An 18,331-nucleotide genomic window follows, 5' to 3' on the forward strand; every position below is an offset into this window, starting at 1 on the left:
TATGGATAAAGTAAAGAAGATTATTGCCTTGTTAGAAAATGGGTTACATGATGAGGCATTAGAAAAATATACAGAAATTCTTTCTCACGGTACACATGAAGAAAGGTTTGTTTTAGCGGAAGAACTGATGCAATATGGGTTTCTACAAGAGGCACACCAATTAATCGAGAGGCTATTAGATGCATACCCTGAGGAAGGCGAACTGCTTGTAATGAAAGCAGAAATCTTCATTGATCTAGGAAATGAAGAAGAAGCCGTGCTTGTATTAGAGCAAGTAAATCAACAAGATGCTAGTTATCCACAAGCATTATTATTGTTGGCAGATTTATATCAGATGGAAGGTTTATACGAGGTCAGTGAAAGGAAGTTATTAGAGGCGAAAGCGATACTTCCGGAAGAGCCAATTATTGATTTTGCCTTAGGTGAATTGAGTGCAGAACAAGGGAAGTTTTTAGAAGCAGTTAAATTATATGAAAAAGTACTGACAAAGAAAGAGCTTATTGGCGGTGTTAACGTTAACCAAAGAAAGGCTGAAAGTTTAAGTGCAGGGGGTGCTTTTGAGGAAGCGTTACCTTATTATGAAAAAGCGCTTGAAGAAAAGTTGGAAATACATACGCTATTTAGCTATGCATTCACCGCTTTACAAGCTGGTTATAATCAAGTAGCCATTGAGAAATTCAATGAGCTCAAGGAAATAGATCCAGAATTTCACTCGCTGTATTTGCATCTCGCAAAGGCGTATGAACGGGAAGAACAGGTGCAAGAAGCCTTGGCAACAGTAAAACTGGGAATTAAACAAGATGAATATAATAAAGAGCTTTATTTTTATGGTGGTAAGCTAGCCTTAAAGATTCCAGATGAACAACTAGCAGTTGACCTGCTTAGAGAAGCTTTAGCAATTGATCCAGAATATATTGATGCTGCTGTTGTGATTAATAAAGTTTTTATGAATAACGAGCGTTTTCATGATGTAATAGAAATTGCAGAATTAATGCAAAGCGCTGATGTTACTGATCCACAACTATTATGGGATGCAGCTAAAAGTTATCAAGAAATAGAAGAATATTCACAGGCATTAAACAAATACAATGAAGCATATACTTATTTTAAACAGCAGCCGGATTTCTTGGCAGACTATGGATATTTTTTAATTGAAGAAGGAAAAAGAAAGGAGGCTGCCGAACTTTTTAGTAAGCTTACTCGTTTGGAACCTCACAACGAAGAATATCAGGATATCCTGCAGCGGCTTTCAGATGAGTCGTAGAGGTTTGCATCATCAGAAAGTCTACCTGAAGCTAAATGAAAAAAATTAAAAGCTGCAGCAGAGGAGGGAATCAAAATGACGGCCCCTGTATCTGTCAATGAAAAGAAAGACTTTATTCGTTGGTTTCTTAATCATTATCAGTTAAAAAGAAGAGAGTGTGTTTGGATTCTTAACTACTTAATGAGTCATGATCAATTAATGGAGAAGGTTCATTTTGTGGAACAGGCTCAGTATTGTCCGAGAGGATTAATCATGTCTACACATTGTGTAGATGAAGCGCCTTTTCGGTTTTACAAAGAGAATGTAATGACAACTGATGCAGAAAAGTCATTTCATGATATCCGCTTAAATAGAGAAGAAGATATATTTATTCAGTTGAACTTCCACGCTGCCAATAAAGCTCATCAATATGCAGCAGTGTTAGAAGAAAATCCTTTTATGCCAAAGACATTAAGAATAAGTGAAAAAGACCGTATGATAGCTGAAAGGTTTTTAACAGAGAGCTTAGCGCGCTTTCAAAAGGAAAAATTACTAAAAGAAATTGATGAGGCATTAGATAAACAAGATAAAGAAAGATTTATTCAATTAACAGCGAAGTTGAATAAACTTCAAACATAGGCTTTTTCTTTATAACTATAGAAAGAAAGAACGAACGAACAAAAAAGATATGCTCCCTATTTTTATAGGGTCATATCTTTTTTTCATCTTTATAACCTGTTGAGACAGGGTGGGGATGAGGAAAGTCTTACTATAAGGTTTTAGTTCCAATTTTTTTGAGTTTAATTGCTATGGGGAGGTTTTAATTTAGACTAATGAAGCTACAGAGGGTGCTACTAAATATAGCTATTAGGTATATATTTAATGAATTCTGAAATGTTCAAAAAATAGTCACTGTTGCCTTTTGATAGAAGGTCATTTCCGTGGTATGATAAATAAGGAATAATAAGGAGTAATTGGAGTGATTAGGATGAAGTGGCATACACAGGATATACAATTGTTTTTGAAAGAAAGAGATTATATTGATACAGTCATACTTCCTCTTTATCCCGTATCTTTTGCAGATGATATCCAGCAAACCGTGGCAATGACCGAATTTATTAACCTCTTATCTGGGCAACTAGAAAAACAATTTAAAGGCAGAATTCTTATGTTACCGGGAATGAGCTATTTAAAGACAATTTCTGAGGAAAAACGGCTTGCAGATTTAATAGAATGGGAAAAAGAATTAATTTCTCAAAATTTTAAACATATTTTTTACATAACTTCTGATAGTGATTGGAAAACTGTAGAAGAACAGTTAGATGGAGGGTTAATTTGGATGCCTTCAATTCCGCTTGATAACATGGATGATCAGTACAAGCTTTCAATTTTAGAAGATCAGGTAAAACAATTACTGAATGTATTTGTGAAGAAATGGCAGAATAATGATTGAAGAGTCACATAAATCTCATAGTTGTGATGATTCAGTGAAGGATTATATTGACCTTCCATAAAGATTGATATATCATTGGTATGTCCTAGTTTTATATTGTGTTGAACTTTGTCCGTTGGACTTAACTTCATAATAGAGGGGGGAAAAGTATGAGCAAAAATCGTGTGACAAGACGTCAATTCCTTAATTACACACTCACAGGTGTAGGCGGATTCATGGCAGCAGGAATGTTGTTACCTATGGTGCGGTTTGGAGTAGATCCGGTCCTACAACAGAAAGGTGATAGTGATTTTATTGCAACAAATCAGAAGATTTCTGATTTAACAACAGAGCCTACTAGGGTTGACTATTCGTTTGAACAACAAGATGGCTGGTATTCTTCGGAAGAAACTGGTACTGCATGGGTTTACAAAGATGAGAATGATAAAGTTGTCGCATTATCACCTGTATGTAAACATTTAGGTTGTACAGTAAACTGGAATGGAGATAAGGCAAATGAAAATCATTTCTATTGTCCTTGTCACGGAGGTCTTTATACAAAAGATGGTACAAACGTTCCAGGTACACCACCAATTGCAGCACTTGATGTTTTTCCAACAAAAGAAGTAGATGGGTTCTTACACTTAGGTAAGGCAGAACCGCGATAAGGAGGCGTAATCATTGTTCAATAAAATTTATGATTGGGTTGATGAACGTTTGGATATTACGCCAATTTGGCGAGATATTGCTGACCACGAAGTACCTGAGCATGTAAACCCTGCGCATCACTTTTCGGCGTTTGTTTACTGCTTCGGAGGTCTAACGTTCTTTGTAACTGTTATTCAAATTTTGTCTGGAATGTTCTTAACAATGTACTATGTTCCAGATATCAAAAATGCTTGGGAGTCTGTATATTATTTACAAAACCATGTAGCATTCGGACAAATTGTTCGTGGGATGCATCACTGGGGAGCTAGCTTAGTTATTGTTATGATGTTTTTACATACTTTACGCGTATTCTTCCAAGGTGCTTACAAAAAACCACGTGAATTAAACTGGCTCGTTGGAGTAGGAATATTCTTTGTTATGTTAGCACTTGGATTAACGGGCTACCTATTACCATGGGATATGAAAGCTTTATTTGCAACAAAAGTTACCATTCAAATTGTCGAATCAACTCCATTTATTGGTGAAATGTTAAAAACACTTATTGCTGGGGACGCATCTATTGTCGGAGCTCAAACGATAACACGATTCTTCGCCATTCACGTTTTCTTCCTACCAGCAGTATTATTTGGCTTAATGGCTGCTCACTTTATTATGATTCGTAAACAAGGTATTTCTGGTCCATTGTAAAATGAAATCTTCTATTAAAAGGAGGGGAATTATTACATGCATCGCGGAAAAGGAATGAAATTCGTAGGTGATTCCCGTATATCTGCTGAACGTAAGACTTTCATTCCGAAAGATTATTCGGAATATCCAGGCAAAACAGAAGCTTTCTGGCCAAACTTCTTACTGAAAGAATGGATGGTAGGAGCCGTTTTCCTAGTAGGTTTCTTATGTTTAACAATTGCGCACGAACCACCGCTTGAAAAGATCGCGGATCCGAGTGATACAGCTTATATTCCGCTACCAGACTGGTATTTCTTATTCTTATATCAATTGCTTAAATACACATATGCATCAGGACCATATAATGTTATTGGTGCATTTATTATTCCAGGATTAGTATTTGGTGCACTAGCATTGGCACCATTTATCGATCGCGGTCCTGAACGTAGACCTTCAAAACGTCCTTTTGCCACAGGTTTTATGATACTTGCATTGGCGGGGGTTACCTTCCTAACATGGGAGTCAGTTGCTCACCATGACTGGGAGGCTGCTGCAGAACAAGGGAAAATCGTTGCAGATGCTGAAGTTGATACCGAGGCAGAGGGGTATAAGCTGATGGAAGCGAATACTTGTTTAACTTGCCACGGTAATGAATTGCAAGGTGGTGCAGGTGCACCTGCTTTAATTGATGTTGAATTATCACCTGAAGAGATTAAAGACGTTATTCATAACGGTCGTGGAGCTATGCCAGGAGGTATATTCACAGGCAGTGATGAAGAACTTGATAAAGTGGTCGAATTTATCGACAGCATAGAATCTGAATAAAAGTGAAAAAGAAGCTGACCAGCAGTTGTCAGCTTCTTTTCGTATCGTCCATAAAAAGTAGTAAGTGAGGTAGTCTATGAAACAAATTTATACGATATTGGGAAATCGGAGCTTTCTAATTCTTCTATTAATCATCAATATTGCCGGGACTGTATATGGTTACGATTGGTATATGTGGCAATTAGTTGATACACCGGCAATATTCCTCCCATTTGTTCCTGATAGTCCAACTGCTAGTTTGTTTTTCGTTTTTGTTCTTATTGCTTTTTTATTAGGTAGAAATTGGCCTATTTTTGAAGCGCTTGCGATTGTTACACTTGTGAAATACGGTATCTGGGCAGTTGTGATGAATTTACTTGTGTTTCAAGTGACTGGTGAAGTGGAGATAACGGCACTCATGCTTATTATTTCTCATGGTGCTATGGCTGTACAAGGTGTGCTCTATGCCCCTTTCTATCGCATAAAAGCTTGGCATCTAATGATAGCAGCTATCTGGACTTTGCATAATGATGTGATTGATTACGTTTTCTTTATGTTACCGAGATATTCTGTACTTAATGAATATATTCCGCAAATCGGTTATTTTACTTTTTGGCTTAGCATTTTTTCTTTAGGCTTGACCTATCTACTATGTATGCGGAAAGGAAAATATCAACTGAAAATGCCTTCCATTCATCGATAACCTTTTATTAATAAAAAATAAAGTTAGAACTTCATTACAGAAGCCTTCTAGCTTTATTTCCTCATTATTGCCACTATTGCTTCTAGTGTTTCATAGATAAATCTATTGATTGATGGTCTAACCTTGTCCACATCATCATACAATGCTATTAGCAATCCGATAAGGAGGACAGGTACGTATGAAATGGAGAGTTGTGGCTATTATTTTAGTTATTGCACTCATTTTCCCTTACATGATAGTAGCAGAGACAGAAAATGAAGATGGCATGATGAATCAATTGGATCTCTTATCAGATGAAGTTCTACACTTAGTTAAAGCGCAAAAATATGAAGACGCGAGTAGAATGTTGAATTATTTCACAGACCAATTTGTATTGGCTACAAGCACATCAACTGCGATGACGAGGGAAACTTTGAGAACTGTCACATCTGTTCACCAAGAAGTAGTTGAAGAAATAAATAAAGAACAAAGCTCATATGAGACGAAAGTACAAAAAGCAACAAAACTTCGGATATTAATGGACGTCCTATCCCCTGCGAAAGAACCAATGTGGCATGAAATGAAAGAACCGATGTTAAGTACGCTTGGGGAAGTAAGAGAGTCGATAGAAGCGGGTGATAGCGAGAGTTTTCATACACAGTACAATACCTTTCTCTCTCTTTATGATACGATATACCCTTCATTAAAATTGGAAGTAGAGCCAGCCACTATTCAACAATTGCATACACGCATTCAATATATTGATCAATATCGCCGAGATGTAATGGTGAAAGATGATGGTAAAAGAGAGCTAGAATTATTGAATAGTGAGCTAGAAGATATTTTTGATACCATTACAGATGATGAAGCTGATCCATCATTATGGTGGGTGATTATTTCAACGGGGAGTATTATTATTTTAACCCTTTCGTATGTCGGTTTTAAAAAATATAAGGGTGGAAAGAAAAAAGAAAAAAATCCAGAGAGCTAAGGCTAAACGCTTGAATTGTCTTATTAAAAAAAGGTAAAATATAATCAAAGCATAAACATGATGAGCTTTTCCTTAGATAAATCACAGAAGGAAAAGGTAGTGGGAGAATGAGATGGCAAGAAAATGGACTTTCATCTTGAGGCATCTAGAGACGAAGCTGCCCATTTTTTTTGAATTGTTTGTAAGCAAGAATGTACCAATTATCAAGGTTTTTTTAGAAGCAAGCATCCATGTAAAGTCGTGTTTTCACTATTTACAAAGCCATTCTGTCATACTAAGTGGCTAACTGAAAGCTGTTAGCTTAGTATGTGAATATTTCTTCCAGTGTTTGTCTACATGATGCACATGTAGATGAGAAGCTTATACTTTATTAGGAGGTTCACCTATGTCGTTTTTGATTTACTTTATCATTATTATGATTGTCCCGATTGCTATTCAAATGTACTTGAAGAAGACGTATAAGAAACATTTACAAATATCTACTTCTTCAAATATGACTGGAGCGGAAGCGGCTAGAAAAGTTTTAGATGAAAATGGGCTTTATAATGTCTCTATCGAACCAGTAAAAGGACAACTTTCAGACCATTATGATCCGAGAGATAAAACCGTGAGATTATCTGAGGATAATTATTATGGATCTTCCATTGCTTCCGTATCTGTGGCGACACACGAAGTGGGTCATGCCATTCAAGATGCTGAAGGTTATTCTTTCTTACGTTTTAGGCACGCCCTTGTTCCTGTTGCTAACATAGGTTCTAACCTATCTTTCTTTTTCATCTTAGCAGGTTTGTTGTTTACTTCTACTAGCATGATGTTACTTGGTATCGTTTTCTTTGCTGCAGCTGTATTATTCCAGGTAGTGACATTACCTGTTGAGTTTAACGCCTCATCAAGAGCACTCAATGTCATGGTTAGCACTGGTGTTATAAGAAATGATGAAGAGTCGGGCGCTAAAAAAGTATTAAATGCAGCAGCTCTAACTTATGTAGCTGCAACCGTTATTGCTGTTATGGAATTACTACGTTTCGTTCTCGCTTTTATTGGTATGAACAACGACGATTAATTTATTTTAAATGTAAAAGCAACTGCTCAATTAAGGTAGTTGCTTTTTTGTCATTTAGAAGTAATCTCAGCGTTCTAAAGGTTTTTTGTTTTCATCCAATGTAAATCCTTCACCTAAGACATCGTGCACTTGTGATACGGTGACAAATGCATTAGGATCAACTGAATGAATAAGGTTCTTCAATTTAGTTAGTTCATTTCTAGCTACTACGCAATATAATACTTCACGATCCAGTTTAGTAAATGACCCCCGGCCTTTTAAAACGGTGACTCCTCTCTCCATTTCATAGAGAATTTTCGCAGAAATTTCTTCATTTTTCTCAGAGATAATCATTGCACCTCTTGCAGAATAAGCACCTTCTTGAATAAAATCAATCACTTTCGCGCCAACAAATACGGCAACTAGAGTATACATTGCCTCATAATATTTGAGATAAAAAATCAGTGATATTGTAATCACACAAAAGTCAAACACAAACATCGTTTTCCCCATGGAAGTACCGGTATACTTATTAACGAGTCGTGCAATAATATCAACGCCACCCGTTGTTCCACCATATCTAAAAATAATACCGAGACCAACCCCGATAAAAACACCTGCGAACAGTGCAGCTAAAGTAAGGTCATTCTTTAATGGCATATGTATTTGATATCTTTGGAATATTTCAAGGAAAAGTGAAACGCCTACCGTACCAATAATCGTATAGATAAATGCTTTTTTACCTAGTAGTTTCCATCCGATGAAAAATAAAGGAATATTCAATATCAAATTCGTGTAAGATGGATTCCAATCAAATAAGAAATACAATAAAAGCGTGATACCAGTAAAACCACCTTCTGCTAAGTTGTTTTGCATATTAAAGTGAACAATACCGAAAGAGAATATACTAGCGCCAAACAGAATAAGGATTATGTTCTTCATTTTTAATCCAAACATTCACAGTGCCCTCCGAAACATGATGAAATATATTACTTGCCATCTCATTATATAGATTCAATAGAGGATAAGCAATCACACTTTGGATAGGTGCGAGGCAGCGTATTCTCTCATACGCATACTATTTTTATCGGATTGAAATAAAGAAATAAACGATAGGAATTGTAAAAATGGCTATGTTTAGCTAACATGGAGAGTGTGAATAGAATGATAAAAAGGTATGTATATGAGGTGAGAAGTAAATGAGTAAGTCAATGGAAGAATTACAGAGGGAAGTAGATGTCTATATTGGGCAATTTAAAGAGGGGTATTTTAGTCCACTTGCTATGATGGCACGATTGACAGAGGAATTAGGGGAGCTGGCAAGAGAAGTCAATCATACATATGGTGAAAAACCAAAAAAGAGTACAGAAAAAGAAAAGGCAATTGAAGAAGAAATGGGAGACATGCTTTTTGTATTAATTTGTCTTGCTAATTCTCTAAATATAGATTTAACGAAAGCGCATGACCAAGTGATGCATAAGTTTCAAACGCGCGATAAAGATAGATGGACACGTATGGAAGAAGGGGGAAGAAATAATGAAGACAATTAAGATCGTGATCGCAGGTCCAAGAGGTAGAATGGGGAGCGAGGCAGTTAAGTTAGTTCAGAACAAAGAAAATTATGAATTAGTAGCAGTTGTAGATCATAAAAATGATGGTGGCATTTTAAGTGATTTTAAAGGCTTTGAGGGAATCGATGTTCCTGTTTATTCTGATATAGAAAAATGTTTTAAAAATGAAGCTTGTGATGTTCTTATTGACTTAACCACGCCAGAAGTCGGTATGCATCATACAAAAACAGCGCTTACCTATGGCGTGAGACCAGTTGTTGGTACAACTGGGTTTACCAAAGAGAACTTACAAGAACTAGAGGATTTATGTCATGACTCCAGTTTAGGTGCGATTATTGCGCCAAACTTTGCTGTTGGTGCTGTGCTCATGATGAAATTTTCACAAATGGCAGCTAAATACTTTAATGATGTAGAAATTATTGAAATGCATCATGATCAAAAACTAGATGCACCATCTGGCACAGCTGTTAAAACAGCTGAGATGATTCGTGATGTAAGAGAGAGCAAGCAACAAGGACATCCTAATGAAAAGGAAACGCTAGCTGGTGCTCGTGGGGCAGATTTTGATGGAATGCATATTCACTCCGTTAGACTTCCTGGCTTAATTGCACATCAACAAGTAATGTTTGGTTCTAGTGGACAAACACTGCAAATTCGCCATGATTCATACAATCGCGAATCATTTATGAGTGGTGTTGCATTAGCTGTCGACACTGTTGTTAAAATTGATACGTTAGTTTACGGTTTAGAAAATATTATGGAGTAAGTATGGAGGCGGTGCCGATGAACATTGCATTAATTGCTCATGATAAAAAGAAGAATGATATTGTGAATTTTTCCAAAGCGTATCAAGGTATTCTTTCACAGCATCAATTATTTGCAACTGGTACGACTGGTTTAAGGTTGCAGCAGGAAGCAGATCTAACTGTACATCGTTTTCAATCTGGACCACTTGGTGGTGATCAGCAAATTGGAAGTATGATTGCGCAAAATAAAATGGATCTCGTCTTGTTTTTTAGAGATCCGCTCACCGCACAACCACATGAACCAGATATTACCGCGCTAATCCGATTATGTGATGTTTACGCTGTACCATTAGCGACAAATATGGGCACCGCGGAAGTTTTAATTAAAGGACTTGAAAGAGGAGATTTTTCCTGGAGAGAAATGATAAAAGAGAGTGAATAGAGATGAATGAAACAAAGCTTGATATACTTGCTTTCGGAGCGCATGCCGATGATGTAGAAATCGGCATGTCAGGAACAATCGCGAAGTATGTGGAAAAAGGTTATAAAGTAGGGATTTGTGATTTAACAGAAGCCGAGTTGTCTTCTAATGGTTATCCTGCTTTGAGGAAAACAGAAGCCATGGCAGCAGCGCAAATATTAAATGTGGCTGTAAGAGAAGGACTGCATTTAGGTGATAGACATTTATTTTTAACAAGTGAGCGTATCAAACAGGTCGTAGAAATGATAAGGAAGTATCAGCCGACTATTGTATTTGCGCCATATGAAATGGATAGACATCCGGATCATGCGAATGCAACAAAAATTGTCGAAGAAGCGGTCTTCTCTGCAGGTATTCGTAAATATCAAACAACTGAGTATCAAACGCATCATAAAGTGAAAAGCTTTTACTATTATATGATTAATGGATTTCACCAACCTGATTTTACGATAGATATAACAGCAACCATAGATAAAAAAATCGCCAGTTTAAATGCTTACCAAAGTCAATTCACGAAAACGGAGGGAGCTGTCGATACTCCGTTAACAAATGGTTATGTGGAAATGGTTGAAGCGAGAGAACGCCTATTTGGACAGCAAGTTGGCGTCAAATATGCAGAAGGTTTTAAAGTGAAAAAACCATTGATGATCGAAAACGATTTATTTGGAGTGTAAGAATGAATAAAAAACTTAAAATAGGGATTACTTGCTATCCGACTGTTGGTGGATCAGGGGTAATTGCCACAGAACTCGGAAAAATGCTGGCAGAAAGAGGACATGAAATTCACTTTATTTCTTCAAGCATTCCTTTTCGTTTAAATAAGATATATCATAATATTTTTTACCATCAAGTAGAAGTCAATCAATACTCCGTTTTTCAATATGCGCCTTATGACATCGCGTTAGCAAGCAAGATGGCAGAAGTGATCAAACGAGAAAATCTTGACTTACTTCATGTACATTATGCGGTGCCACATGCGATATGTGCCATTTTAGGGAAGCAAATGAGCGGTCGTGATGTCAAAATTGTTACAACTTTACATGGAACAGATATTACGGTTCTTGGTTATGACTCATCATTAACGGAAGCGATAAAATTTGGAATTGAACAATCGGATGTTGTGACGGCTGTTTCAAACGCATTGATTGCGCAAACTTACGATTTAATCAATCCGCAGAAAAAAATTGTTCCTGTATACAATTTTATTGATGAGCGTGAATATGTAAAAAAAGATGTAGATTATTTGAAAGAAGAATTTCAAATAGCTGATGATGAGAAAGTGATTATTCATGTGTCTAACTTTCGTGGTGTGAAAAGGGTAGATGATGTTGTTCATTCATTTGCTAAAATAGCACAACATATAAAAGCTAAGCTCCTACTTGTAGGGGATGGTCCGCAGATGAGTGATATTTCAAAATTAGTAGATCAATTATCTTTACAACAACAAGTCATATTTCTTGGCAAACAAGATAACTTAGCGGAACTTTATTCCATTAGTGACTTAATGCTTTTATTGTCCGAAAAAGAAAGCTTTGGTTTAGTCGCGCTTGAGGCGATGGCATGCAATGTGCCATGTATAGGAACAAATGTTGGAGGTATTCCGGAAGTTATCCAAAATGGTGTAAATGGCTATATTTGTGAACTCGGTGATATTGAGAGTGTTGCAGCAGTCGCATTAAATATTTTACAAGATGAAAAATTACATACAAAGTTATCATTACAAGCAAAAGAATCTGTATTGACAAGTTTCCATGCCGATAAGATTGTTTCACAATACGAGCAGCTCTATTTCGATCTATTAAGTGAGGCGAAATAATGAAACCGATATTTCAAAGAGCCATTCCAATTATTGAAAAGCTTGAGGAAGCAGGTTATGAAGCTTATTTTGTCGGTGGTGCAGTAAGAGATCTTCTAATTGGTCGTGAAATAGCAGATGTAGATATCGCTACATCTGCTACACCAATTGAAATGAAAGCGATTTTTTCTAAAACCGTTGATGTAGGTATTGAGCATGGTACCATACTTATTCTTCATAAAGGTGAAGCATATGAAGTCACAACATATAGGGCAGAGTCAACGTATAGCGACTTTAGAAGACCGGATGAAGTCCGCTTTATCCGTCATTTAAAAGAGGATTTACAGAGAAGAGACTTTACGATGAATAGCATTGCGATGGATAAAAGTGGTGAATTAATTGACCCCTTCGCTGGAAGAGAATCAATCAAAAACAGAGAAATAAAGACCGTTGGTTCAAGTGAAGAACGCTTTAATGAGGATGCCTTAAGAATGATGCGAGCGCTTCGGTTTAAAAGTCAATTAGGTTTCGCTCTCGAAGAAGGTACCTATTATGCATTAAAAAAGAAAGCGCATTTACTGCAACATGTGGCAGTTGAAAGGAAGCTCGTTGAATTTAATAAATTATTACAAGGAGATTATCGAGTGGATGCCTTGACGCTTCTACAAGACTCAAACTTACATCGCCATTTACCGATGCTTTCGCAAAAGGAGAAGGCACTTTCTCAGCTCGTCACCTATCCTCTTCAATCATTATCTTTGCCCGAAATATGGGTTCTGCTCTTAAAGGTTTTTCAATTTAGTGAGCATGAAGCAAAGTTAGGATTAAAAGGATGGAAGATGTCAAGTAAAGACATGAAAGAAATACTCAATCTTTATCAGTGGTTCCAAAAAAGACTTTCAAAACCCTTTCAAGCTACTACTATTTATCACAGTGGTTTAACAGTAGCAGTGAGTGCTGAAAAGCTTCATCAAGTATACAATCATGAAAGAGTAGAATATCCTGATCATTTAGTAGAAATGTATAACAAATTGGCGATTACTTCAAGAAAACAATTAGCGGTTAATGGCAATGATATTATCAATTGGAGTCAGCAATCAGCTGGTCCTTGGCTGAAGGAATGGTTAGCGAAAATTGAGGAAGCAATTATACTTGGAGAATTACAAAATAATAAAGAAGAGATCAGGGAGTGGCTGTTTCAATGGAATCAGAAATAAGGATAAAGTTATTAAATGCCTTCACGACTCACCAAGATGAATATTTGTCTGGGCAAGCTATTGCTGATTTACTCGGTTGTTCACGCACAGCCGTGTGGAAGCATATAGAAAATCTTCGTAAAGAAGGGTTTGAGTTTGAAGCGGTGAGACGAAAAGGATATCGCATTGTTGCTACACCAAAAAAAGTGATTGCTGATGAAATACGTTATGGTTTGAAAACAAATATACTTGGTAGTCATATCCATTATGAAGAAACAGTGGACTCCACCCAAAAAGTAGCTCATCAATTAGCAACAGATGGTGCAAGTGAAGGTACGATTGTAGTAGCAGAAGAACAAATAAGCGGTAGGGGAAGAATGGATCGAAAATGGATATCTCCTAAATATACTGGTGTTTGGATGAGCATCATTCTTAGGCCGCAACTTCCTCCTCATCGCGCCCCACAATTAACACTTATTGCTGCTGTTGCTGTTGTTCAAGCGATTGAGGAAGTGACCGGTTTAACAGCGGAAATTAAATGGCCTAATGATGTGTTGATTAATGGCAAAAAAATAACAGGGATATTAACAGAAATGCAAGCAGATGCAGATCGAATTGTTTCTATTATTATGGGGATAGGCATTAATGTGAATCAGAAATTGGATGACTATCCGAAGGAAATTCAATCGATTGCCACCTCCCTTTCAATTGAAAAGAAAGAAGAAATCTCCCGCGCACAAATTATTCAATCACTGTTATTTAAACTCGAAAAACTTTATCAACTCTATTTACAGCATGGTTTTCAGCCGATAAGAATTTTATGGGAAAGTTATGCCATTAGTATAGGAAAAAGAATAAAAGCGCGGACGCTATCTGGCACGATAACGGGAAAAGCGATTGGTATTACAGATGAGGGAATATTGCTTTTAGAAGATGAGGCTGGTGTGCAGCATCAAATTTATTCTGCAGATATTGAATTAGAATAATAGATATTTTTATAGAAAGTTAACGCAAATGTTGATATACTTTGTGTGGGCAGTATCGGTAAGAACTGCACCTGCTTGACCATCATATATACACGAAATCTGCCTAGATCCATTTAGGACCAGGACAGAGGGATGAGTTTAATAATGAGAACATACACTATCCTTCTGCACTTTTTTTGTAGAAGGTTATTTTTATGTCTTTCTCATTATCAGTAGATCATCACCTCTTCCTATTAAAAAAGGAGGAAGTAGGATGAAACAAACGACTGATTTTTTGAAAATGAAAAGTAAGGGTGAGAAAATAGCGATGCTCACGGCGTATGATTTTCCGCAGGCTAAATTATCAGAGCAAGCTAATGTCGATATGATTCTTGTCGGCGACTCACTAGGAATGGTTGTATTAGGTTATGATTCAACGATTCCAGTTACAATGAATGATATGATTCACCATGCTAAAGCTGTAAAGCGCGGGGCAAAAGACACTTTTATCGTGGTAGATATGCCGTTTATGAGCTACCATATTTCTATGGAAGAAGCGCTAATAAATGCGAGAACACTGATTCAAGAAACGGGTGCCCATGCCGTCAAGGTTGAAGGTGGAGATGAAGTAATAGATAAAATTACTGCAATGACAAATGCAGGTATACCCGTTGTTGCACATTTAGGCTTAACGCCACAATCAGTTGGTGTGTTAGGTGGGTACAAAGTACAGGGTAAAGATGCAAAAACAGCTCAAAAACTAATCAATGATGCAAGAAAATGTGAAGAAGCAGGGGCTTTTGCTCTTGTTCTTGAATGTGTGCCGCAACAATTATCTAAAGAGGTATCATTAATTTTAAATATCCCGACAATTGGGATTGGTGCTGGTGTGCATACAGATGGGCAAGTACTCGTGTACCATGACATTCTCACATACGGCGTTGAGCGCGTACCAAAGTTTGTTAAGCGCTATTTAAATAGTGGAGAAATGATGGAAGAGGCCATTTCTGCTTATGTAAAAGAGGTAAAGAGTGGACAATTTCCAGAGGATAAACATTCTTTTAATATGAAAGAAGAAGAACTTTTAAGTCTCTACGGAGGAAAGCAATGAAAAAAGTGACGAGCATCAAAGAAATGCAGAAAATCATCAAAGACTTCCAAAGGGAAGGGAGATCAATCGGGCTTATCCCAACAATGGGTTATTTGCATGAAGGCCACTTAACATTAGCTAAAAAAGCACGTTTGGAAAATGATATCGTCGTCATGAGTGTTTTTGTAAACCCGCTCCAGTTTGGGGAAGAGGAAGATTTGGCCACTTATCCGAGAGATTTAGAAAGAGATATGGAATTAGCGGCAGAAGTAAAGGTAGATTATCTGTTTCATCCAACAGCAGAAGAAATGTATCCACAGATGCAAGAGATAACAATGAACGTCGGAGCAAGAACAGAGAGACTTTGTGGCGCTTCAAGACCTGGTCATTTTGACGGTGTGGTTGTGGTTGTTTCTAAATTATTTAATATTATTCAACCAGAAAGAGCTTACTTCGGTAAAAAAGATGCCCAACAATTTGCAGTGATAGATTTGCTTGTGAAAAATTTTAATTTCCCGATTGAACTCGTTGCAGTGGATACGGTAAGAGAAAGTGATGGGTTGGCAAAGAGCTCAAGAAATGTACACTTAACAGCAGGAGAACGTAAAGAAGCCACTGTGCTTTTTGCAAGTTTACAGGCAGCGGAAGCAATCATCACAGAAGGAGAAAAAAATCCGTCTCGTATAATTGATGTAATGAAAACGATGCTCAATGAGAAGACAAGTGGTGAAATTGATTATGTTGAGATTCTTTCTTACCCAGAATTACAGCCAATCGAAGAAGTCGGCGGTGTAATCATTATTGCGTTGGCCGTAAAATTTTCCAAGGCCCGTTTAATCGATAATATCATCATCACAGCATGAGGTCATAGAGGAGGATTTAATATGTACAGAACAATGATGAATGGGAAAATTCATAGAGCAACAGTAACAGAAGCTAACCTGAACTACGTCGGCAGTATTACGATTGATAGTGATATTTTAGATGCTGTTGATATGTTACCGAATGAGAAGGTACAAATCGTTAATAACAATAATGGAGCAAGATTCGAAACGTATATTATTCCTGGTGAAAGAGGGAGTGGTGTTATTTGTGTTAACGGCGCTGCCGCACGTCTCGTTCAGCAAGGGGATATCGTAATTATCATTTCATATGCTCAAGTTGCAGAGGAAAAACTTAAAAGTCACCAACCAAAAGTAGCGATTATGGGCGCAGATAATCAAATCATTGATATGCTTTACCAGGAACCAGCTAGTACGATTTTGTAAAAAAAGTGACTGAACTGCCGAAAAATGCTTTAGTTAATAAGCACGAACAAATTCTGTATTTTAAAAGGATTTGTTTGTGCTTTTTATTGTGTTTATCTGTTCTAATAATGAGCAGATAAGGGTCATTGCAGACTTGTTATTTTTATTATTTCTTTTTATACAAAATGACAACGGCTTTAGTCAATAATGGTAAAATAATTCATATGAATATGAAGGGATAAAGAGAAATAAACCATTGAAGGAGGAGGTCAATCTGAAAAAAACTGTCTTATTATTTGCATTAGCAATGGTAACGATTTTTATCATTGTTGCCTGTAGCAAGGGAGATACAAAAAAAGAAGGTATTGGTGGGGATGAATCAACTGAGGGTGTAGCAGATACAGCAAACGATACAAAAGTTGGAGAAAATCCAGTTCCTCAAACTTCATTACCTATTCCCCAATCGTTTAAGGAATCAGTTGACTATGGTTATACGGGAGAATGGGCAATGAAGGAATTTTCCGATGAAGTAAAGTCGGCACTTGATCAGCTGCCCTCTATTACGATAGAGGCTACAGAAGAAGAGATTCATGCTTATGAACGGAAAGTCTTTTCCCTATTTAAAGAGAATTTAAGTATGCCAAATGTTCCGATTGAACAATGGCAAGCAATGAAATTTGCAGATCCAAACATTGCAGAAGAGGAAAACCAATTAAAGAAAAATTATAATGTAGCTATTTTACTTGATGCTAGTGGTAGTATGGGTGCTCTAGAAAATGGAAAAACAAGAATGGAACTTGCAAAAGAAGCCATTAATCAATTTGTTGATAGTTTGCCAGAAAAAGCTAAAGTCTCATTAACTGTTTACGGACATAAAGGAACAGGAGATGAAGCAGATAAAGAGGTTTCATGCAGTACTGTAGAACAAGTTTATTCTCTATCAGCCTATGATAGTAAAGAGTTTACAAATGCCTTAGATGAATTTGACCCAGCGGGATGGACACCAATGACAAAGGCAGTTGAACAGGCAATGGTTAATTTAGAATCACAGGATGGTTCAGAGAATACGAATATTATTTATCTCGTGAGTGATGGAGTCGAAACCTGTGGAGGAAATCCTGTACAGGCAATGGAAAAACTGAGTGATTCCAACTTAAGTCCAGTCGTTCAAATCATTGGCTATCAAGTTAATAACGATGGATTAACGCAGTTGAAAGAAATGGCAAGGGCTGCAAATGGAAAGTTTATTAATGTCCAAAATCAAGAGGATTTAAAGGCAGAATTTAAGCGAACCACAGAAATGGCTAAAGTATGGTCAGAATGGCATAGAAATAGCAATGCTGCCATTAATAATCTTAATAAAACGGTACAAAAGCAATTAAATGATTGGCATCACGAAGAGCAGGAAAAGATGAATAGAGAGCATCATCATTTACAACTGGCTATCAATTATTTAAAAGAGCAAAAAAAGATAGATTCTGATGTTTTCCTACGCCTAGATGAAAACTATCGGGCATACTATTTACAAGTCGATAAAGAAGCACGTGAACTTTTTCTTGAACTGGATCAACTGAATAGAGACTCATTCCTTGATAACTGGGAAGAGATTAGTGAGAGGTTCTTGAAAAACGTGAGTGAATAAGAAGATTAAATATACAATTTGGCAAAATAATCAGAAGAGAAGTAAATGACCTATTGGACTTGTGTAAAT

General features: G+C 36.9%; 21 protein-coding genes. 20 read left to right on the forward strand and 1 reads right to left on the reverse strand.

Going from position 1 to position 18,331, the window contains the following annotated elements; translation table 11 throughout:
- Position 1 precedes the first annotated feature (1 nt).
- The 9 genes from H9655_RS03460 to H9655_RS03500 all read left to right on the forward strand — a co-directional run bounded on the left by H9655_RS03460 (position 2) and on the right by H9655_RS03500 (position 7,550).
- Positions 2–1,264, forward strand: coding sequence for a tetratricopeptide repeat protein (locus tag H9655_RS03460; RefSeq protein ID WP_191810880.1), 1,263 nt, complete (start codon positions 2–4; stop codon positions 1,262–1,264).
- Between the two features lie 75 nt (positions 1,265–1,339).
- Positions 1,340–1,882 carry a ReoY family proteolytic degradation factor gene (locus tag H9655_RS03465; RefSeq protein WP_191810882.1) on the forward strand — a complete coding sequence of 181 codons (543 nt, stop codon included), beginning with the start codon at positions 1,340–1,342 and terminating at the stop codon, positions 1,880–1,882.
- Positions 1,883–2,231: 349 nt separating this feature from the next.
- Entirely contained in the window at positions 2,232–2,696 is a 465-nt protein-coding gene (locus H9655_RS03470; protein WP_191811370.1) for a YpiF family protein, read from the forward strand.
- A gap of 149 nt (positions 2,697–2,845) precedes the next feature.
- Positions 2,846–3,343 (forward strand): ubiquinol-cytochrome c reductase iron-sulfur subunit, encoded by a 498-nt coding sequence (locus tag H9655_RS03475; RefSeq protein WP_191810884.1) that lies wholly within the window; start codon positions 2,846–2,848, stop codon positions 3,341–3,343.
- A 13-nt stretch (positions 3,344–3,356) separates the two neighbouring features.
- Positions 3,357–4,031, forward strand: coding sequence for a menaquinol-cytochrome c reductase cytochrome b subunit (gene qcrB, locus H9655_RS03480; RefSeq protein WP_191810886.1), 675 nt, complete (start codon positions 3,357–3,359; stop codon positions 4,029–4,031).
- A 36-nt stretch (positions 4,032–4,067) separates the two neighbouring features.
- Positions 4,068–4,835, forward strand: coding sequence for a menaquinol-cytochrome c reductase cytochrome b/c subunit (locus tag H9655_RS03485; RefSeq protein WP_191810888.1), 768 nt, complete (start codon positions 4,068–4,070; stop codon positions 4,833–4,835).
- A 76-nt stretch (positions 4,836–4,911) separates the two neighbouring features.
- Positions 4,912–5,517 carry a DUF1405 domain-containing protein gene (locus H9655_RS03490; RefSeq protein WP_191810890.1) on the forward strand — a complete coding sequence of 202 codons (606 nt, stop codon included), beginning with the start codon at positions 4,912–4,914 and terminating at the stop codon, positions 5,515–5,517.
- A gap of 178 nt (positions 5,518–5,695) precedes the next feature.
- Positions 5,696–6,487, forward strand: coding sequence for a sporulation protein YpjB (locus H9655_RS03495; protein ID WP_191810893.1), 792 nt, complete (start codon positions 5,696–5,698; stop codon positions 6,485–6,487).
- A gap of 385 nt (positions 6,488–6,872) precedes the next feature.
- Positions 6,873–7,550 carry a zinc metallopeptidase gene (locus tag H9655_RS03500; RefSeq protein WP_191810895.1) on the forward strand — a complete coding sequence of 226 codons (678 nt, stop codon included), beginning with the start codon at positions 6,873–6,875 and terminating at the stop codon, positions 7,548–7,550.
- Positions 7,551–7,616: 66 nt separating this feature from the next.
- On the opposite strand, the gene H9655_RS03505 is transcribed toward H9655_RS03500, so the two are convergent.
- Positions 7,617–8,486: a YitT family protein gene (locus H9655_RS03505; protein WP_191810897.1), complete on the reverse strand. Its 870-nt coding sequence runs from the start codon at positions 8,484–8,486 to the stop codon at positions 7,617–7,619.
- Between the two features lie 242 nt (positions 8,487–8,728).
- Here H9655_RS03505 and H9655_RS03510 point away from each other — a divergent pair, with 242 nt between their 5' ends.
- From H9655_RS03510 to H9655_RS03560, 11 genes are all read left to right on the forward strand, one after another.
- Positions 8,729–9,079 carry a nucleotide pyrophosphohydrolase gene (locus H9655_RS03510; protein WP_191810899.1) on the forward strand — a complete coding sequence of 117 codons (351 nt, stop codon included), beginning with the start codon at positions 8,729–8,731 and terminating at the stop codon, positions 9,077–9,079.
- Entirely contained in the window at positions 9,066–9,866 is an 801-nt protein-coding gene (gene dapB, locus H9655_RS03515; RefSeq protein ID WP_191810901.1) for a 4-hydroxy-tetrahydrodipicolinate reductase, read from the forward strand. The genes H9655_RS03510 and dapB overlap by 14 nt, the downstream gene beginning before the upstream one ends.
- A gap of 17 nt (positions 9,867–9,883) precedes the next feature.
- Positions 9,884–10,288 (forward strand): methylglyoxal synthase, encoded by a 405-nt coding sequence (gene mgsA, locus H9655_RS03520; RefSeq protein ID WP_191810903.1) that lies wholly within the window; start codon positions 9,884–9,886, stop codon positions 10,286–10,288.
- A 2-nt stretch (positions 10,289–10,290) separates the two neighbouring features.
- Positions 10,291–11,001 carry a bacillithiol biosynthesis deacetylase BshB1 gene (gene bshB1, locus H9655_RS03525; protein ID WP_191810905.1) on the forward strand — a complete coding sequence of 237 codons (711 nt, stop codon included), beginning with the start codon at positions 10,291–10,293 and terminating at the stop codon, positions 10,999–11,001.
- A 2-nt stretch (positions 11,002–11,003) separates the two neighbouring features.
- Positions 11,004–12,143 carry an N-acetyl-alpha-D-glucosaminyl L-malate synthase BshA gene (bshA, locus tag H9655_RS03530; protein ID WP_191810907.1) on the forward strand — a complete coding sequence of 380 codons (1,140 nt, stop codon included), beginning with the start codon at positions 11,004–11,006 and terminating at the stop codon, positions 12,141–12,143.
- On the forward strand, positions 12,143–13,339 hold the full coding sequence (locus H9655_RS03535) for a CCA tRNA nucleotidyltransferase (RefSeq protein WP_191810909.1): 1,197 nt from the start codon (positions 12,143–12,145) through the stop codon (positions 13,337–13,339). The genes bshA and H9655_RS03535 overlap by 1 nt, the downstream gene beginning before the upstream one ends.
- Entirely contained in the window at positions 13,324–14,304 is a 981-nt protein-coding gene (locus tag H9655_RS03540; RefSeq protein WP_191810911.1) for a biotin--[acetyl-CoA-carboxylase] ligase, read from the forward strand. The genes H9655_RS03535 and H9655_RS03540 overlap by 16 nt, the downstream gene beginning before the upstream one ends.
- Positions 14,305–14,557: 253 nt before the next feature.
- Positions 14,558–15,394: a 3-methyl-2-oxobutanoate hydroxymethyltransferase gene (gene panB / locus H9655_RS03545; protein WP_191810914.1), complete on the forward strand. Its 837-nt coding sequence runs from the start codon at positions 14,558–14,560 to the stop codon at positions 15,392–15,394.
- The gene (gene panC, locus H9655_RS03550; RefSeq protein WP_191810916.1) at positions 15,391–16,236 is read left to right on the forward strand and encodes a pantoate--beta-alanine ligase; all 846 of its coding nucleotides are present in this window, start codon (positions 15,391–15,393) and stop codon (positions 16,234–16,236) included. The genes panB and panC overlap by 4 nt, the downstream gene beginning before the upstream one ends.
- Positions 16,237–16,257: 21 nt before the next feature.
- Positions 16,258–16,641, forward strand: a complete 384-nt coding sequence (panD, locus tag H9655_RS03555) for an aspartate 1-decarboxylase (protein WP_191810917.1) — start codon at positions 16,258–16,260, stop codon at positions 16,639–16,641.
- A gap of 235 nt (positions 16,642–16,876) precedes the next feature.
- The gene (locus tag H9655_RS03560) at positions 16,877–18,262 is read left to right on the forward strand and encodes a vWA domain-containing protein (RefSeq protein ID WP_191810919.1); all 1,386 of its coding nucleotides are present in this window, start codon (positions 16,877–16,879) and stop codon (positions 18,260–18,262) included.
- Positions 18,263–18,331: the final 69 nt, after the last annotated feature.

It is taken from the genome of Cytobacillus stercorigallinarum (genome assembly GCF_014836495.1).
Classification (GTDB): Bacteria; Bacillota; Bacilli; order Bacillales; family Cytobacillaceae; genus Cytobacillus; species Cytobacillus stercorigallinarum.

Coding starts and splice junctions, on each gene's coding strand:
- H9655_RS03470 (WP_191811370.1), top strand. CDS start 2,232: ATGAAGTGGCATACACAGGATATACAATTGTTTTTGAAAGAAAGAGAT.
- mgsA (WP_191810903.1), top strand. CDS start 9,884: ATGAACATTGCATTAATTGCTCATGATAAAAAGAAGAATGATATTGTG.
- dapB (WP_191810901.1), top strand. CDS start 9,066: ATGAAGACAATTAAGATCGTGATCGCAGGTCCAAGAGGTAGAATGGGG.
- H9655_RS03505 (WP_191810897.1), bottom strand. CDS start 8,486: ATGTTTGGATTAAAAATGAAGAACATAATCCTTATTCTGTTTGGCGCT.
- bshB1 (WP_191810905.1), top strand. CDS start 10,291: ATGAATGAAACAAAGCTTGATATACTTGCTTTCGGAGCGCATGCCGAT.
- panC (WP_191810916.1), top strand. CDS start 15,391: ATGAAAAAAGTGACGAGCATCAAAGAAATGCAGAAAATCATCAAAGAC.
- panD (WP_191810917.1), top strand. CDS start 16,258: ATGTACAGAACAATGATGAATGGGAAAATTCATAGAGCAACAGTAACA.
- H9655_RS03475 (WP_191810884.1), top strand. CDS start 2,846: ATGAGCAAAAATCGTGTGACAAGACGTCAATTCCTTAATTACACACTC.
- H9655_RS03465 (WP_191810882.1), top strand. CDS start 1,340: ATGACGGCCCCTGTATCTGTCAATGAAAAGAAAGACTTTATTCGTTGG.
- H9655_RS03490 (WP_191810890.1), top strand. CDS start 4,912: ATGAAACAAATTTATACGATATTGGGAAATCGGAGCTTTCTAATTCTT.
- H9655_RS03460 (WP_191810880.1), top strand. CDS start 2: ATGGATAAAGTAAAGAAGATTATTGCCTTGTTAGAAAATGGGTTACAT.
- panB (WP_191810914.1), top strand. CDS start 14,558: ATGAAACAAACGACTGATTTTTTGAAAATGAAAAGTAAGGGTGAGAAA.
- H9655_RS03540 (WP_191810911.1), top strand. CDS start 13,324: ATGGAATCAGAAATAAGGATAAAGTTATTAAATGCCTTCACGACTCAC.
- H9655_RS03485 (WP_191810888.1), top strand. CDS start 4,068: ATGCATCGCGGAAAAGGAATGAAATTCGTAGGTGATTCCCGTATATCT.
- H9655_RS03510 (WP_191810899.1), top strand. CDS start 8,729: ATGAGTAAGTCAATGGAAGAATTACAGAGGGAAGTAGATGTCTATATT.
- H9655_RS03535 (WP_191810909.1), top strand. CDS start 12,143: ATGAAACCGATATTTCAAAGAGCCATTCCAATTATTGAAAAGCTTGAG.
- H9655_RS03500 (WP_191810895.1), top strand. CDS start 6,873: ATGTCGTTTTTGATTTACTTTATCATTATTATGATTGTCCCGATTGCT.
- H9655_RS03495 (WP_191810893.1), top strand. CDS start 5,696: ATGAAATGGAGAGTTGTGGCTATTATTTTAGTTATTGCACTCATTTTC.
- bshA (WP_191810907.1), top strand. CDS start 11,004: ATGAATAAAAAACTTAAAATAGGGATTACTTGCTATCCGACTGTTGGT.